Annotated in this window: 11 protein-coding genes; 7 read left to right on the plus strand and 4 right to left on the minus strand. The window is 64.3% G+C overall.

All coding sequences use genetic code 11. The features are described 5' to 3' along the window. Window positions 1–36: 36 nt before the first annotated feature. The 3 genes from HMPREF3174_RS03915 to HMPREF3174_RS03925 form a co-directional block, all read right to left on the minus strand. Window positions 37–1044 carry a type IV toxin-antitoxin system AbiEi family antitoxin domain-containing protein gene (locus HMPREF3174_RS03915; protein ID WP_070448007.1) on the minus strand — a complete coding sequence of 336 codons (1008 nt, stop codon included), beginning with the start codon at window positions 1042–1044 and terminating at the stop codon, window positions 37–39. Window positions 1045–1303: 259 nt separating this feature from the next. Then, on the minus strand, window positions 1304–2953 hold the full coding sequence (locus tag HMPREF3174_RS03920) for an inorganic phosphate transporter (RefSeq protein WP_236698694.1): 1650 nt from the start codon (window positions 2951–2953) through the stop codon (window positions 1304–1306). 224 nt (window positions 2954–3177) lie between these two features. Beyond that, window positions 3178–4002 carry a Sir2 family NAD-dependent protein deacetylase gene (locus HMPREF3174_RS03925; protein ID WP_148132163.1) on the minus strand — a complete coding sequence of 275 codons (825 nt, stop codon included), beginning with the start codon at window positions 4000–4002 and terminating at the stop codon, window positions 3178–3180. Window positions 4003–4226: 224 nt separating this feature from the next. Between HMPREF3174_RS03925 and fbaA the strand changes: the two genes are divergently transcribed. Beyond that, window positions 4227–5249, plus strand: coding sequence for a class II fructose-bisphosphate aldolase (gene fbaA / locus HMPREF3174_RS03930; RefSeq protein ID WP_062614050.1), 1023 nt, complete (start codon window positions 4227–4229; stop codon window positions 5247–5249). 106 nt (window positions 5250–5355) lie between these two features. Here the strand turns inward: fbaA and HMPREF3174_RS03935 are convergent, their stop codons facing one another. Then, window positions 5356–5958 carry a hypothetical protein gene (locus HMPREF3174_RS03935; protein WP_070448011.1) on the minus strand — a complete coding sequence of 201 codons (603 nt, stop codon included), beginning with the start codon at window positions 5956–5958 and terminating at the stop codon, window positions 5356–5358. Window positions 5959–6340: 382 nt separating this feature from the next. Here HMPREF3174_RS03935 and HMPREF3174_RS03940 point away from each other — a divergent pair, with 382 nt between their 5' ends. The 6 genes from HMPREF3174_RS03940 to HMPREF3174_RS03965 all read left to right on the plus strand — a co-directional run bounded on the left by HMPREF3174_RS03940 (window position 6341) and on the right by HMPREF3174_RS03965 (window position 15989). Then, on the plus strand, window positions 6341–7624 hold the full coding sequence (locus tag HMPREF3174_RS03940; protein WP_070448013.1) for an adenylosuccinate synthase: 1284 nt from the start codon (window positions 6341–6343) through the stop codon (window positions 7622–7624). Between the two features lie 235 nt (window positions 7625–7859). Continuing rightward, window positions 7860–9725: a phosphoenolpyruvate carboxykinase (GTP) gene (locus HMPREF3174_RS03945; RefSeq protein ID WP_070448015.1), complete on the plus strand. Its 1866-nt coding sequence runs from the start codon at window positions 7860–7862 to the stop codon at window positions 9723–9725. A 288-nt stretch (window positions 9726–10013) separates the two neighbouring features. Next, window positions 10014–10913 carry a phosphoribosylaminoimidazolesuccinocarboxamide synthase gene (locus HMPREF3174_RS03950; protein ID WP_083297679.1) on the plus strand — a complete coding sequence of 300 codons (900 nt, stop codon included), beginning with the start codon at window positions 10014–10016 and terminating at the stop codon, window positions 10911–10913. 146 nt (window positions 10914–11059) lie between these two features. Then, window positions 11060–12397, plus strand: a complete 1338-nt coding sequence (gdhA, locus tag HMPREF3174_RS03955) for an NADP-specific glutamate dehydrogenase (protein WP_070448017.1) — start codon at window positions 11060–11062, stop codon at window positions 12395–12397. 246 nt (window positions 12398–12643) lie between these two features. Further along, entirely contained in the window at window positions 12644–15478 is a 2835-nt protein-coding gene (locus HMPREF3174_RS03960) for a bifunctional metallophosphatase/5'-nucleotidase (RefSeq protein WP_070448019.1), read from the plus strand. 70 nt (window positions 15479–15548) lie between these two features. Beyond that, window positions 15549–15989, plus strand: a complete 441-nt coding sequence (locus tag HMPREF3174_RS03965; protein WP_070808063.1) for a sterol carrier family protein — start codon at window positions 15549–15551, stop codon at window positions 15987–15989. Window positions 15990–15997 lie beyond the last annotated feature (8 nt).

Below are 15997 nucleotides of genomic sequence, written 5' to 3' on the forward strand. Positions count from 1 at the left end.
ATATAAGAAGATCGCCCCGGATTCGTCCAGATAATTTCAACGCCTCAGTGGGATCGGCGGCTTGAGATGCCTCCGTTGGCGGATGAGGGCCAGCAAATAGGCCTGTGTCTCCTCCCATTGCCAGAAAATCTGGGCGTAGCTGAGCGAAACCGTTTCATACCCGAGTAGCCGGGCGTTCTGGATCCGGATGTAGTCGCGGTTGCGCTGTTCCTTGGTCGAGTGGGCGAGGTCGCCGTTGCATTCCAGGATCAGGGAGCTGCCGGCTACCATATCCACTCGGCCCACCGACGGGATGTAGACCTGTGGTTGCACGTGCACCCGGTTCGAGAGGAGGAAGAGCCTCACCCGGGTCTCGAGGCCGGACTCGGAGAATGGCGACGCCCGCCGCAGGACAGCCTGCTTGTTGACGGAGAGGTCTTGGATCAGGTTGCCCACCTCCACCATCTCGATCAGCCGCTTGTTGAGCGCCGACTCCAGTGCCATAAGGCCGGTCTCCGCATCGTGAAAACGCAGCACTTGTGCCACCGCCTCCCGAGGAGTGGGGATGAGACTGGGCGCGTCGCGCTGGCTGTGAATGGTGACGCCTTGCGGGCGGGATGTTGTCTGATTGCGCTGAACTGCCATGTGCAAGCCCTGGTGTGGTACCCATATGCCGTAGCGCCTGCAGGCACTTTCGCACGCGATGGCCCCGCCGAGTTTGACCGCGCGGATCGCGTCGGGATCCGCGCGTGGCAGGGCATAGACTCCATGCCTGAGGCGTTGAAACCGGCCGGCCTTGACTGCTTTGGAAATGGCGTAGTGGGAGGTGTAGCCCATGGTCTTGAGATCGGCCTGCGTGACCAGGCCAAACTCTTTGCGAGCGGACTGCGGTGTCCACACCGGAGACTTGTTCTCCTGCTCGGGGTACCAGTCCTCGGGCGGCACGTGCCAGTCCGGCGGGTCGAAGAACTTTGGCGGGTTTGCCAGCCAGGCGGGTTCGTCGGTTGCGGGCGGGGCGGCCCGCCGGAGCGCCCCGCCCCGTTCAGATGGGGTATTGTTCAACATCCTTCAAGTGTGGACTGTTGCGGTAAATCCGATTCCGCCGATTGGGCGAAATGTGGATACAGCGCGCTCTTGGGCTGGCCGTGGATAGCTTTTCCCCCGACCGGCCGCGTTCCCAGAGGCCCCATTAAAAAATTTTGGACGAATCCGGGGCGATCTCCTCATATAAGAAGATCGCCCCGGATTCGTCCAGTAAACTCAAACGCGGTCACTCAACCGGGCCGGGCAGGGCCACGAAGGGATGGGGTTGCCCCTTGCCGGCCTAGAAAATCAGCCGGATCACGGACACCGTGGCCGCCGCAATGGCCGCCGACACCGGCAGCGTGAGCACCCACGCCAGGCCAATCGGTTTCATGAGACCCCAGTCGGTGTTGCGGTTGACCATGCCGATGCCGAGCACCGCGCCGATGAGGATGTGTGTGGAGGACACGGGCAGGCCCAGCAGGGAGGCGCCCATGACGACGGCCGCGGCGGACAGCTCGGCGGAGAAGCCGGACGCCGGGTGCATCTCCGTGAGGCCGGAGCCGACGGTCCGTATGACGTAGCGGCCGATGAACCACAGGCCGGCGATGAGCGCGATGCCCATCGAGACCATGACGGCTACGGGCACGGTCGACTTCTCCACGATTGCTCCGGTCTTGAGCACGTCGAGCACGGCCACGAACGGGCCGAGCGCGTTGGCGATGTCGTTCGAGCCGTGCGAGAACGCGAAGGCCGACGCGGTGAATACCTGCATCCAGGAGAAGAGGAGGAAGGTGGAGCGCTCGAGGTTCTTCTTCTTCATGGTGCGGGAGAAGATGTAGACCGACATGTAGACCACGGCCGCGATCATGCCCATGATGAGCAGGTTGCCCACGTTGGTCATGCCGAGGTGGAGGTTCTTGAGGCCCTTGAAGAGCATCATGCCGGAGATGATCAGGGAGCCACCGGCGGCGAGTAGTGGGATCCAGGTTTCGATGGCGCGGCGCGGTTCGATGAGTTCCTTCTCCACCTGGATTTGGTGGAGTTCCTTGAAATAGGAGGATTCGAGGTCTTCGACTTCCCAATCTTCTTCGCGCATGGCGGCGAGGTCGCGGGTGAGGGCGTTGGTGTAGCTCTTTTGATCCTTTTCGCTCATCTGCTCGAAAAGTTCGCGGTGGCGGGCCTTGAGTTCCTTCTTTTGAGCACGGACGGCTTCGAGCTGAATTTCGGCGGCTTCATTGTAGCTCAGGATGGAGCTCTTGATGCCACGGAAGAGGATGTAGGAGACGATGCCGCCGAGTACGGGTGAGAGCACCCAGGAGATGGCAATTTGGCCGACCTGTCCCCATTGTACCATGGACCAGCCGCCCTTGCCGGTGATGAAGCCGACCGCGAGGGCAGCGCCGACGATGCCGCCCACGATCGAGTGGGTGGTGGAGACGGGCCAGCCCATGCGGGTGGCGAGGAGGAGCCAGGTGGCGGCACCGAGGAGGGAGGCCATCATGATGTAGGCGAATTCGAGGGGGTCGAGTCCGCTGATCGCGTTGAGGTCGACGATCCCGGAGCGGACCGTATCGGTCACCTCGCCGCCGGCGATGACCGCGCCGGACACTTCGAAGATCGCGGCGATGACGAGCGCCTGCTTGAGGGAGAGTGTGCCGGCGCCCACGGAGGTGCCGAACGAGTTGGCGACGTCGTTGCCGCCGATGTTAAACGCCATGAAAAAGGCGAAGATGATGGTGGCGCCGAGGATGAGCCAGCTGGCGTTGCCTACGTAGTCTTTGGACCACAGGGCGAAGACGACCAGGGTGATGGCGAGCATTCCACCGAAGAAGAGATGCCAGGGGGTGTTGTTTTCCTGTTGGGTGGCGGGGCTGACGCCTTGTGGAAGACTGGGGAGCTCGATTTTTGCTTGGGCGCCCTTGGGGTCGGCCATCATCATGCCTTTCATGCGCAAACGACTGACGGTTCAAGACTAATTGGCGGTTCGCTATGCGCCAAAACCCCTCTCGGCCTTGTTGCGTGTTGTTTACCTGCTGTTTGTTTTCACGACGACGACGCTGGCCCACGCTGGGACGTCGGTCCTCGAAGCGGCTCGGGTGCCGGCCCGCTGGGGGAGCTGGTGCCGGTTGGCCGGGAGGCGGGCGGAGGGGCCGGTCCCCCTCCGCCCGCCGTTTACAACAGGTCGGCGAGGGCGCTTAGTGTGGGTGAGACTCCGGCGTCGATGCGGATGTCGGCGAGGGGATCGGCGGCGGTGGGGCCGTAGTTGATGATGGCGAGCGTGGCGCCGGCCGCGTAGGCCTGGCGTACGATCCACATGCCCGTGCTGACCACGAGCGAGGAACCGGCCACGAGCGCAACCTCGCAGTCGTGGGCGGCGCCCATCGCGTCGCCCATCGAGGCGGGCAGGGACTCCCCGAAGAAGACGACATCCGGCTTGACCAGCCCTCCGCACACCGGGCAGGGCGCCACGCGGAAAGTAGAGGCCTCGGCCTCGGCGCGGTCGGCGGTGGCGAGCACGGCGGGGTCGCGGTCGTACTGCGGCCAGCCGGGGTTGAGTGCCTCGAGGTCGGCGGCGTATTCGCCGCGCGGGAAGCGGGCGCCGCAGTCGAGGCAGTGCACCCGCTCGAACGACCCGTGTAGCTCCCACACGCTCCTGCTCCCGGCTTTGGTGTGCAGGCCGTCGATGTTTTGCGTGGCAACCCCGGTCACCGCCCCCGCCTCCTCCAACCGGGCGATGGCAACGTGAGCACCGGAGGGCTTTAGCGCCTCGAACTGGCGCCACGTCTCGTGATTGCGCTGCCACACCCAGCGTTGCCACATGGGGTCGGCCACGAACATGTCGTAGGTAATCGACGGCTTCTCCGTGGTGCCCTGCCCCCGATAGTCCGGCAGCCCGGAATCGGTGGACACCCCCGCGCCCGTGATTGCGAGCGTGCGCCTCCCGCGCATCGCCCGCGCAAGCTCCTCAGCCGCCTCGACCGGATCAGAAATAACCATGACCATCCCCTCGCCCCGATCCTACGCGCACGCCTCGCCCCGGTGGGAGGTGTTACAGGTGCGACGGGCCGGGCCGTCGTCAAACAACGACGACGCGCGGAAACGGACGAAAGGCGGGCCACGACGTCGTCGGAAATGATTAAGCCGGGGACCAATTGGCTATACGCTTTACCAAATCCGTGAGATAATTGGGGCGTTAGATTTCCAACGCAAAAGGAGCACACGTGGGTATCGCAACGCGTGAAGTTTATGACGAGATGCTGGATCGGGCGAAGGCCAACAAGTTCGCCTACCCGGCAATTAACGTGACGTCCTCGCAGACCCTCACGGCAGCCATCCGCGGCTTCGCTGAGGCTGAGTCGGACGGCATTATCCAGGTTTCCGTTGGCGGCGCCGAGTACGCCTCCGGTTCCACGATCAAGGATCGCGTGGCTGGTTCGCTCGGCCTGGCCGCGTACGCTCGTGAGGTCGCCAAGAATTACGACGTGACGATCGCCCTGCATACCGACCACTGTGCCAAGCAGAACATCGACTCGTGGATCCGCCCCATCATGGAGCTGTCCGCGCAGGAAGTCGCCGCTGGCCGTGAGCCGTTCTTCCAGTCGCACATGTGGGACGGCTCCGCCGTGCCGCTCGATGAGAACCTCGAGATCGCGAAGGAACTGCTCGCCCTGTCGCAGAAGTCCAACACCATCCTCGAGATCGAGATCGGCGTTGTGGGTGGCGAGGAAGACGGCGTCGTTGGCGAGATCAACGAGAAGCTGTACACCACCGCTGAGGACGGCCTCAAGACTGTCGAGGCCCTCGGCCTTGGCGAGAACGGCCGCTACCTCACCGCCCTCACCTTTGGTAACGTCCACGGCGTGTACAAGCCCGGCCACGTGAAGCTCCGCCCCGAGCTGCTGGGTGAGATCCAGGCTGAGGTCGGCGCAAAGGTCGGCAAGGAGTCCCCGTTTGACCTGGTCATGCATGGCGGCTCCGGATCCTCCGCTGAGGAGATCGCCACCGCTGTCCGCAACGGCGTCATCAAGATGAACGTTGACACCGACACGCAGTACGCCTTCACCCGCCCGGTCGTGGACCACATGTTCCGCAACTACGACGGCGTCCTCAAGGTCGACCAGGAGGTCGGCAACAAGAAGATGTACGACCCGCGCACCTGGGGCAAGCTGGCCGAAGCCGGCATGGCCGCCCGCGTGGTCGAGGCCGCTGAGCGACTGGGCTCGGCCGGCAAGCGCATGAAGTAATTCCTGCACGTGGGGATGGGGCGGCTGGGGCCGTCCCATTTTCATGCCCGCGGGGTGCGGCCTGGTGGGGTGCGGATGACCGCGGCTGGGGCGGGGCGCGAGCGGGTTAGTCGTCCAGGACGAGCTTGGAGGATAGGTGGTCGAGCCCGGCCATGGCCAGTGCGAGGATGGCGGCCTGCTTGGTGTGGGCGAGGCGGTCGCCAGTGGCGCGGCGCTTCTCGGCGCCGCGGAAGAGGGCGCGCTCGGTGTAGACGCTGGCCGCCGTGGTCGCGGCTGTCGCCGCAACGATCGCAGCTCCGATGAGCGCGGTCACGCCCGGCTGGGCGGCGAAGGCGCCCTTGGCGAGCGACAGCATATCGGAGGGCACGTCATCCTCGGACGCGGTGGTGTTTGCGGTGTTTGCCGAGGTGGCGGGCTCGGCCTGGTCGGCTTGGTCCGCCTGGTCGGCTTGGTCTGTCTGGCCAATTGGAGTGTGGTCTGCCTGATTGGCCACCGCGAAGCTTGCGTGGTCTGTGACGGCAGAGCTCGTGGGGGTCTCAGCGGTCGGATCGGCGGTTGACTCGTGTGCGCCGAACTCAGCTCTGGCCACCTCTGCTGTCGCTATGACGGCAAGCGCACCCGTGCGGACGAGCCGCCGCAGAGTCGGCCGTCGCACGACGTCGGGCGCCGCGTAGTAGACGAATGTGGCAAGTGGCGTGGCCAGGGTCATGGGGGATCCTCGGTTCGGGGTTGGTTGGTGAGAGTCTACCCGAGCCCGGCCACTCACGATTTGGCGGGACTATCCCTGCGGGTTGGCCGGCCCCAGATGATGGCGGCCACGCCGAGTTCCGCACCTGCCCCTGCGCTCGCGTGCCGGCGCCTCCGCCAGCCGCAAATGCTATACAAGACTGCAAGATGCGGCACTAGATAACGGTTATTTAGTACCGCATCTTGCCGGGAAGTATCGCATCTGTGAGGAGGGTGCCGGCTCGGCCCACCAGGATGCGGGGTGTCCGCGCGTCGGAACACTCGGCCTCAACATGTGGACGCCCGCCTCCCGGATGGTGGTACGCATTAGACTTAGGCGGCAAGCCTAGACAAGTGAGGACAGCATGCCAGCAATCGTGATCGTCGGGGCCCAGTGGGGAGACGAGGGTAAGGGCAAGGCGTCGGACCAGCTCGGCGCGGAGGTCGACTACGTCGTCAAGTTTAATGGCGGTAATAATGCCGGCCATACGGTGATTGTGGGCGAGGAGAAGTTCGCCCTGCACTTGCTGCCGGCGGGGATCTTGTCTCCGGGGTGTACAGCGGTGATCGGCAATGGTGTGGTGGTCGATCTGAATGTGTTGTTTGAGGAGATTGAGGAGTTGGAGGGGCGTGGCGTGGATACGTCGGGCCTGCGGATTTCCTCGAACGCGCACATTATCCCCTCGTACAACAAGAAGATCGACGGCGCGAACGAGCGTTTGCTCGGCAAGCGGAAGATTGGCACGACCGGCCGCGGCATTGGTCCCACCTACGCCGACAAAATGAACCGCATCGGCATCCGCGTCCAGGACCTGTTTGACCCCTCGATTCTGCGCCAGAAGGTGGAGGGCGCGCTGCATCAGAAGAATGCGCAGTTGGCCTCGCTCGATGAGGACACGTTTGACGTGGATGTGGTGACCAACGAGCTGCTTGCCTACGCGGATCGGGTGCGCCCGATGCTGTTCAATTCGTCGGCGGAGCTTAACCGCGCGCTCGATGAGGGGAAGACGGTGGTGTTTGAGGCGGGTCAGGCGGTCATGCTGGATATTGACCATGGGACGTACCCGTATGTGACGTCGTCGTCGACGACGGCGGCCGGCGCTTGCACGGGCTCGGGCGTGGGCCCGCTGCGGCTGGACCGGGTGGTGGGCGTCGCGAAGGCGTACATTACGCGCGTGGGCGAGGGGCCGTTCCCCACGGAGCTGTTTGATGAGGCGGGGGAGCGGCTGCGTGAGGTTGGCGGAGAGTATGGCACGACGACGGGGCGGCCGCGCAGGTGCGGCTGGTACGACGCCGTGGTCGCGCGTTATGCGGTGAGGGTCAATTCGCTGACGGATATCGTGGTGACGAAGCTGGATGTGTTGACGGGGATTGAGCAGATCCCGGTGTGCGTGGCCTACGAGATTGATGGGGCGCGTGTGGAGGATATGCCGGAGAATCAGTCGGATATGCATCACGCGAAGCCGATTTACGAGTACTTGCCGGGGTGGTCGGAGGGTATTTCGGACTGCCAGGATTTTGAGGATTTGCCGGAGAGCGCGCAGGCGTACATCTTGCGGCTGGAGGAGCTGTCGGGGTGTCGGATTTCGTCGATCGGGGTGGGCCCGGAGCGGGCGCAGACGATCGTGCGTCATCGGCTTCTCGATTAAGAATCTGTGCATGAAGGTGGAGCTGGCAGTGGCTGGCATGGTGGGCGCAGCCCCGCATCCGTTGCGGGGCCGCGCCCCCGTTGTCCAGGCAAATTGTGGGTGGCCCACGATAGAGTGTGACAAGGGGATTGCGCTAACCGCTCAATGCCCGTTAGTCCTATAGGAAATACCGTTTCTTTAACAATAATGGGATGTGGAAGTTATCCAACATCGCCGATTTCTAGGAGGAAATGCGATGACTGAAACCGCGTTCACCGTTGAGGACGTCCGCGCAGGCGCGCCGGAGTTTGCGCCTGATAATCTCGTTGAGTGGGTGGCTGAGGTCGCCAACATCACTCTGCCGAAGGACATCTACTGGGTAGATGGCTCTGAGGAAGAGTGGGATCGTCTCACCACTGAAATGGTTGAGGCCGGTATGTTCACCCGCCTGAACCCGGAGAAGCGCCCCAACTCGTTCCTGGCTCGCTCGCTCCCGTCTGACGTGGCTCGTGTTGAGTCCCGTACCTTCATCTGCTCCGAGAAGGAAGAGGATGCTGGCCCCACCAACCACTGGGCCGATCCGAAGGAGATGAAGGAGACCCTCATCGGTGCCAACGGTGTGTTCCGTGGCTCGATGCGTGGCCGTACGATGTACGTCATCCCGTTCTCGATGGGTCCGCTGGGCGGCCCGATTTCGCAGCTCGGCATTGAGCTGACGGATTCGCCGTACGTCGTTGTCAACATGCGCATCATGACCCGCATGGGTTCCGCGGCCCTTAAGCTGATCGGCGAGGGTAACGTGTGGGTTCCGGCTGTTCACTCGGTGGGCTACCCGCTGGTCGACGCCGATGGCAACGAGCGCCCGGACACGAACTGGCCGTGCAATGACGAAAAGTACATCACCCACTTCCCGGAGACCAACGAGATCTGGTCCTACGGCTCCGGCTACGGCGGAAACGCCCTGCTCGGCAAGAAGTGCTACGCGCTGCGTATTGCGTCGACCATGGCTCGCCGTGACGGCTGGATGGCCGAGCACATGCTCATCCTCCGCTTCACGAACGAAGAGACCGGCAAGCAGTACCACGTGACCGCGGCGTTCCCGTCGGCATGTGGTAAGACCAACCTCGCCATGCTCCAGCCCACTATCCCGGGCTGGAAGGTTGAGACCATTGGTGACGACATCGCTTGGCTCCGCCCGGGCGAGGACGGCCGCCTCTACGCGATCAACCCGGAGGCCGGCTTCTTCGGCGTCGCCCCGGGTACGTCGTACAAGACGAACCCGATGGCGATGGACACCGCTCGCGCGAACTCCATCTTCACCAACGTTGCTCTGACCGACGACGGCGACGTGTGGTGGGAGGGCATCGACGGCGAGACCCCGGATCACCTCATCGACTGGCACGGCAATGACTGGACCCCGGAGTCCGGCACCCCGGCCGCTCACGCGAACTCGCGTTTCACGGTGCCGGCTTCGCAGTGTCCGATCATCTGCCCCGATTGGGAGGCCCCCGCTGGCGTTCCGATCGACGCGATCCTGTTCGGTGGCCGCCGCGCCACGAACGTGCCGCTCGTTGCCGAGCAGAAGGATCCGGCGCACGGCGTGTTCATCGGCGCTTCGGTTGCGTCCGAGGTCACCGCTGCCGCTACCGACGTGAAGGCTGGCTCGCTGCGTCACGATCCGTTCGCCATGCTCCCGTTCTGCGGCTACAACATGGCTGACTACTGGGGCCACTGGCTCGAGATACAGGACAAGTTGGGCGACAAGTTCCCGCGCGTGTTCCAGGTCAACTGGTTCCGTAAGGACGAAGAGGGTCACTTCATGTGGCCGGGCTTCGGCGAGAACTCCCGCGTCCTTGACTGGGTGATCCGCCGTGTTGCGGGCGAGGTCGACGCCATTGATGGCATGACCGGCAACTACCCGCACAAGGAGGACTTCAACCTCGATGGTCTCGATGAGATCACCGATGAGGTCTGGGATAAGCTCTTCGCTACCGATCCGGACGCCTGGGCTGCCGAGATCGATTCGACCGAGGAGTACTTCGCTCAGTTCGGCGACAAGGTTCCGGCTCCGATCATCGAGCAGCTGGGCAAGTTCCGTGAGCGTATCGCTGCGGCTCGCTAAGCGCTAGACGCCTAGGGGAGGGAGGGCTCCGGCCCTCCCTCTTCGCGTTCCGGCTGCCGTTGGCGGAAGCCCGGGTAGTGGCGTTGTGACCGCGGTGGCGGGGCCAACGACGACGACGCGCCCGGCCGGCGTCGTGAGCAAGCTGGGCGTCGGGCGCAAGTCGCGGCGACGGCGTCGTGAGCGCGGCTCTACCACGGCTTCCACAAGCTGGACGGCGGCAGACGGGGATGTCGTTTGGGGTGGAGACTGGGATAGAATGGGAAGACGCAGAGGCCGGAAGGAGGCCCAGTGCAGTTGCCGCCTATCATTCCGAACTGGACCCGCGTGTATACGGGGAAGGTTCATGACGTGTATCAGCCCGTCCACACCCTGGCCCATACGGCCGGGGACACAATGATCCTCGTGGCGTCGGATCGTATTGCGGTGCTTGACCGGGTGTTGCCGAGTGTGATCCCGGGGAAGGGCCAGGTGCTCACGCGGATTGCGGCCTGGTGGTTTGACAGGCTGGAGGATGTGGTGCCGAACCATTTCCTGTCCACGGACGTGCCGCCGGAGGCGGCGGGCCGGGCGATGCTGGTGCAGCGGCTGCGGATGTACCCGATTGAGTGCACGGTGGTCGGGTACATGACGGTGCGGGCGTTTGAGGAGTACGCACGGGCGGGGACGGTCGGCGGGCATGAGTTGCCGGCGGGACTCAGCGTGGGTGATCGGCTGTCGGAGGCGCTGTTCGTGCCGTCGCGGAAGGGCGAGGCCGGGCACGATGACGAGACGATCAGCTTCGCGCAGATGTGTGATTTGGTGGGTCACGAGCAGGCTGAGCAGTTGCGGGAGATTTCGCTGGAGCTGTACGAGCGGGCGTTCGGGATCGCGAAGGCGAAGGGCCTGATTATTGCCGAGTGCAAGCTCGAGTTCGGGGCGTCCTACGATTCGGGCGATAACGACTTCGTGTTGGCCGATCAGGCGTTTACGCCGGATTCGGCCACGTACTGGTTGGAGTCGGAGGCGGCGGACGGCCTGCCCCGGGCGTTTGGCAAGGAGTACGTGCGTAACGCGGTGCGGAAGAAAGCCGTGGAGTGGGTCAAGGGTTGCGGGCCGGCACCGGTGTTGGAGCCGGAGGTCGTGGATGAGATGGGCTCGCGTTACCGGCTGGTGGAGAAGAAGTTGCTGGGCGAGGGATCTGCGCACTAGGTTTCCGCTGTTGGTCCTCGTTGGGTAAAACTGAGGTCGAAAACACTGGCCAATTGATGAGAATCTCTATGCCATCTTTTTGGAGTCAATTATTCTGGCAAGCGACCGAATTTGTCGGATCCCGCCGTTTGATGTGAGGAGTAGGAATGGATGCACAGCTGGAACGTGTCTATGAGGAGGCACTGAAGCGTAATCCCACTCAGCCTGAGTTTCAGCAGGCCGTTCGTGAGGTGATGGAGAGCTTGGAGCCTCTGTTGCTGGAACGCAAGGACTACCAGGAGGCGGCGATCCTGGAGCGCATTATTGAGCCGGAGCGCCAGATCATGTTCCGCGTGGCCTGGCAGGATGATAACAATAAGGTGCGTGTGAATCGCGGCTACCGTATTCAGTTCAATTCGACGCTCGGCCCGTACAAGGGCGGCCTGCGTTTCCACCCGTCGGTGACGCTGTCGATTATTAAGTTCCTGGGCTTTGAGCAGATCTTCAAGAATGCGCTGACGGGCCAGGGGATTGGCGGCGGCAAGGGCGGATCGGATTTTGATCCGCACGGTAAGTCGGATAACGAGGTCATGCGTTTTTGTCAGGCCTTCATGAATGAGCTGTCCTCGCATATTGGCGCGGATATTGACGTGCCGGCGGGCGATATTGGCGTGGGTGCGCGCGAGATCGGCTACATGTTTGGCCAGTACAAGCGGTTGGCTCGCCGGAATGAGGCGGGCGTGCTGACGGGCAAGGGCGTCGGCTGGGGTGGTTCGCTGGGCCGCACGGAGGCCACGGGTTACGGCCTGGTGATGTTCGCGAATGAGATGCTGGCCGAGGTGGGGGACAGCCTGGAGGGCAAGACGGCGATCGTGTCCGGCTCGGGCAACGTGGCCACGTACGCGATTGAGAAGCTGCTGGCGCAGGGCGCGAAGCCCGTGTCGATTTCGGATTCGTCGGGTGCGGTGTATGACCCGGACGGGATCGACGTGGCGTTGCTGAAGGAAGTGAAGGAGGTGCGCCGCGGGCGCGTCTCGGAGTACGCGGAGGCCCGCCCGAACGCGGTGTACCATGCGGGCGGCAAGGTGTGGGGTATCGACGCCGATATCGCGCTGCCGTGTGCCACCCAGAACGAGGTGGATGCGAACGACGTGCGGGCGATGGAGATGGGCGGCATCCGCCTGATCGCCGAGGGCGCGAATATGCCGCTGACCCCGGGTGCGATCGAGGTGGCGCAGGATTCGGGCATCATTTACGCGCCAGGTAAGGCGGCGAACGCGGGTGGTGTGGCGACGTCGGCGCTGGAGATGCAGCAGAATGCGGCGTTGCAGTCGTGGTCGTTCGACGACGTGATGGCGGGCCTTGAGGCGATCATGCACAACATCCATAAGACCTCGCTGGACACGGCCGAGGAGCTGGGCCAGCCGGGTAACTACATGGTGGGCGCGAACGCGGCCGGCTTCATGAAGGTGGCCGACGCAATGCTCCAGCAGGGCGTGATCTAAGGGGTCAGCTAGCTGTTCGCGATTTTCGCGGGACGATTTGGGCCGTATCTTCGTATATGTGAAGATACGGCCCAAATCGTCCCGCGTAGGGCGCCTGCGCCCTGGCCTGCGCCTGGTCCGCGCCCCCGCGTGTCGGGGTAGCGTTTTCGCTCCGTTAACTGTGTGGCCACGGAGATCGGGAAAACTTGTCGGTGGTTGATGCCCAGAATGATGTTGTTGATCATCAGACGAGAAGAGGAGTTTTCCATGTCGAAAACGAACAGGTCGGCACTGCGCTCGGTGAGCATGGTGACGGCGATCCTGCTGGGGACGGCGGCGCTTGCCGTTCCCGCGTCGGCAGTCCCGGAGGGTGAGTCCTCCGCTGTGGCTGAACTTGAGTCGGAGGCCGTGGGCGATAAGGCGGAGGAAGCGGTTGACGATGCCGCCGTTGATGGCGCCGAGGCTGCGGACGCTGAGGAAGCTGACGCCGCAGGCGACTCCGACGTTGCTAACGACGCCGCCCAGGCCGCTGACGACGCCGCGGTCCTGTCCGACGCGGCCGAGGCTGCTGAGGCGGCCGAGTCGGGTGATGCTGCGGTGATTGACTTCGGCGTGATCTCCGATTTCCATGGCGCGATCCAGAAGGCCCCGGCGATGGCTGCGATGCTCGATGAGCGCCGCGCCAAGGCCGCTAGCTTTGACTTCCTCGCGGTTGGCGATTCGGTGGGTGGTTCTACCTTCGAGTCGGCGATTGCGAAGGACGTGCCCACGATCGATGTGCTGAACGCGATGGGTCTGACCGTCTCGGCGGTGGGCAACCACGAATTCGACCAGGGGTACGCGGATCTGCGTGACCGGATTCTTGACCTGTCGTCGTACACCAATTTGGGCGCGAACGTGGCGGGCGCGAAGGAGATCGCGGATCCGGGCTACGTGGTAAAGACGTACGGGGACGTGAAAGTGGCCTTCATTGGCACGGTCACGGATGAGACCCCACAGCTAACATCGGCCTCCGCGGTTGAGGGGCTCACCTTCAACGATCCGGTGGCGGTGACGGACCAGCTCGCAAAGAAGATCAAGGAAAGCGGCGAGGCGGACGCGGTCGTGGCGCTCATGCATGATGGCCTGGCCAAGGTTGAGACCCTGGGTGCGGACATCGATCTGGCGTTCGGTGGCCACACGCACATTGCTGGTGCATCGACCACGGCGTCGGGTGCGGCTGTGTGCCAGCCGGGCGCTTCGGGCAGCACGGTGGTCTTCGCTCAGTTGGCTGTTGCGGCTGACGGCAAGGTGACCAGCTCGTGTGAGAACGAGACCGTGGCGACGGGCGCCGACGCCCCCGTCAACGACGAGATCCAGGCGCTGGTGAACCAGAAGCTCGAGGAGTCGGCGAAGCTCGGCGCCGAGGAGCTGTTCCCCATCGCGGGGCCGGCCAACCGTGGCACCGGCGCGCGCAACGGGGATGAGGGCGCGAACCGCGGCACCGAGTCGTCGGCGGGTAACCTCATCGCCCAGGCCTTTTACGAGTACGGCCAGACTCTGGCCAAGCCGGCGGACTTCGGCGTCATGAACTCGGGCGGCATCCGCGCTGATTTCGACGCGAACAAGGACGGCGTGGTGACCTTCCAGGAGTCCTTCAACGTCCAGCCCTTCGGTAACTCCTACGGCACGCGCGTGATCCAGGCGAAGGACGTCTACGAGCTGCTCGAGCAGCAATGGAAGCCGGGCGAGTCGCGCCCGATCCTGCGCCTGGGCCTGTCGAACAACATCAAGTACGTCTACGATCCGACCGCCGAGTACGGCAAGCACATCCTCGCGGTTTACCTCAACGGCAAGCTGCTGGGGAAGGACAACGCGGAAATCACGGTTGCCTCCTCGTCCTTCCTGCTCGACGCGGGTGACAGCTTCAACGCCTTCGCCAACGCCGGCAACCCGATGGTAGACACGGGCATCATCGACCACGAGGTCTTCAACCAAGTTGCTCAGGGTTGGGCGGCGAACGGCGCGTTCACGCCGGATTACACGCAGCGTTCCTTCGGCTACACCGGCCCGCTGACCTTCGTGCCGGGCCAAACTGTCGACGTCCAGCTGTCCTCGCTGGCGATGACGTCCACGGAGCCCCTGCCCACGAAGGCCATGGTCAACCTCAACGGTGTCGAGGTGGCTACTGCCGACGTCGATACGACCGTCACCCCGAAGGTGGACGAGACGGGCCGGGCGGCCGTGTCGTTCATGGTTCCTGCCGACGCCGAGCTGGGTGCCGCCACGCTGACCATCGCCACGGATGACGGCTCGACGGTCGACTTGCCGGTGACCATCCGTGCGGCGAAGTCGACCGCGCCGAACGTGGCCACCTACGCCCAGAACGTGTACGGCGAGGCCTCGGGCGATAAGCTCGCGGACATCTGGGGCCTGAATGGCGCTGGCGAGCTGTTCTTCTACCAGGGCGGCAAGGCGCTGAAGACGGTGGGCTTGGTTGCCGATGGCTTCGAGGCTGCGGCCGTGGTGAAGGTCAACGATGTGAACGGCGACAAGCGCGCGGACTTCCTGGTGACGGACGCGGCCGGCGACATGTTCTTCTACTACTCCACCGGCAACGGCCACCTGACCAAGGGCGCCAAGGTGGGTCACGGCTGGTCCGGTATGGATCTGGTGGCCTACGCCGGCAAGGTGGACGGCATGGACTCGGTGGTGGCGCGTCAGGGCGCGACGGGGGACCTGTACCGTTACGCAGTGAGCGCGGCCGGCGTCAAGGGCCTGGGCAAGGTGGGCCACGGCTGGGGCGCGATCACGAACATCGTGTCGGTGGGTAACACCTCGGGATCGGCGGATTGGGACCTGTTGGCTACCACGGCCGACGGCGCGCTGATCGCGTACGAGACGACGCCGGCGGGCGGCCTGCGCACGGACACCCAGAAGGGCCACGGCTGGGAGGGTTTCACGCAGGTGTTCTCGCCCGGTGACATGACGGGCGACGGCGCGTTCGACCTGGTGGGCGTTCGCGCCGGGATCCTGTTCCTCTACGAGCAGACGGGCCGCGGCTGGTTTGCCTCGCCGGTCGAGGTTGGCCACGGCTGGGACGCCATGACCATCGTTCGCTAAAGGTGATGTGGTCTCGGGGAGCGGCACTGCCGCTCCCCGGGATTCTCATAGCAGGCGATAGGATCGATTCATGAGACGGCGAATTGACGAGGCGCGGGGCATGGAGCTGGTGCGGGCCTATGCGGCCGGCAGCGAGTTGGGCCGCACGGAGCTGACGGCGGCCGTGCGCTTCGCGCTCGAGGAGTTCGCCACGCGCCACCCGGGGCGCAGCGTGGAGATCCGGGTGCCGTGGGTAGGGGCCGTGCAGGCGATCGCCGGCCCGGTCCACACGCGTGGGACCCCACCCAATGTGGTGGAGATGGATGGGCCCACCTGGCTGGATGTGGCCCTCGGCCGCCCGGTGGATGAGTCGAAGATTTCCCATTCTGGCACGCGCGCCGACCTGAACCCGTATTTCCCGCTGTTCGGCCCGGCGCAGTTGGCCGGCCCGGCAGGTGCCGTGGCCGCGGCCGAGCAGGCAGACCAAGCCCAGCCGGCCGACCACGCCGAGCCAACCGGCGCGACCGAGTAGGAGGTAGC

Source organism: Trueperella sp. HMSC08H06 (genome assembly GCF_001808465.1).
Lineage (GTDB): Bacteria > Actinomycetota > Actinomycetes > Actinomycetales > Actinomycetaceae > Trueperella > Trueperella bernardiae.

Excerpts from the sequence above, each read along its gene's own strand:
- HMPREF3174_RS03915 (WP_070448007.1), bottom strand. The coding sequence starts at position 1,044 with ATGTTGAACAATACCCCATCTGAACGGGGCGGGGCGCTCCGGCGGGCC.
- HMPREF3174_RS03920 (WP_236698694.1), bottom strand. The coding sequence starts at position 2,953 with ATGAAAGGCATGATGATGGCCGACCCCAAGGGCGCCCAAGCAAAAATC.
- HMPREF3174_RS03925 (WP_148132163.1), bottom strand. The coding sequence starts at position 4,002 with ATGGTTATTTCTGATCCGGTCGAGGCGGCTGAGGAGCTTGCGCGGGCG.
- HMPREF3174_RS03935 (WP_070448011.1), bottom strand. The coding sequence starts at position 5,958 with ATGACCCTGGCCACGCCACTTGCCACATTCGTCTACTACGCGGCGCCC.
- HMPREF3174_RS03940 (WP_070448013.1), top strand. The coding sequence starts at position 6,341 with ATGCCAGCAATCGTGATCGTCGGGGCCCAGTGGGGAGACGAGGGTAAG.
- HMPREF3174_RS03945 (WP_070448015.1), top strand. The coding sequence starts at position 7,860 with ATGACTGAAACCGCGTTCACCGTTGAGGACGTCCGCGCAGGCGCGCCG.
- gdhA (WP_070448017.1), top strand. The coding sequence starts at position 11,060 with ATGGATGCACAGCTGGAACGTGTCTATGAGGAGGCACTGAAGCGTAAT.
- HMPREF3174_RS03960 (WP_070448019.1), top strand. The coding sequence starts at position 12,644 with ATGTCGAAAACGAACAGGTCGGCACTGCGCTCGGTGAGCATGGTGACG.
- HMPREF3174_RS03965 (WP_070808063.1), top strand. The coding sequence starts at position 15,549 with ATGAGACGGCGAATTGACGAGGCGCGGGGCATGGAGCTGGTGCGGGCC.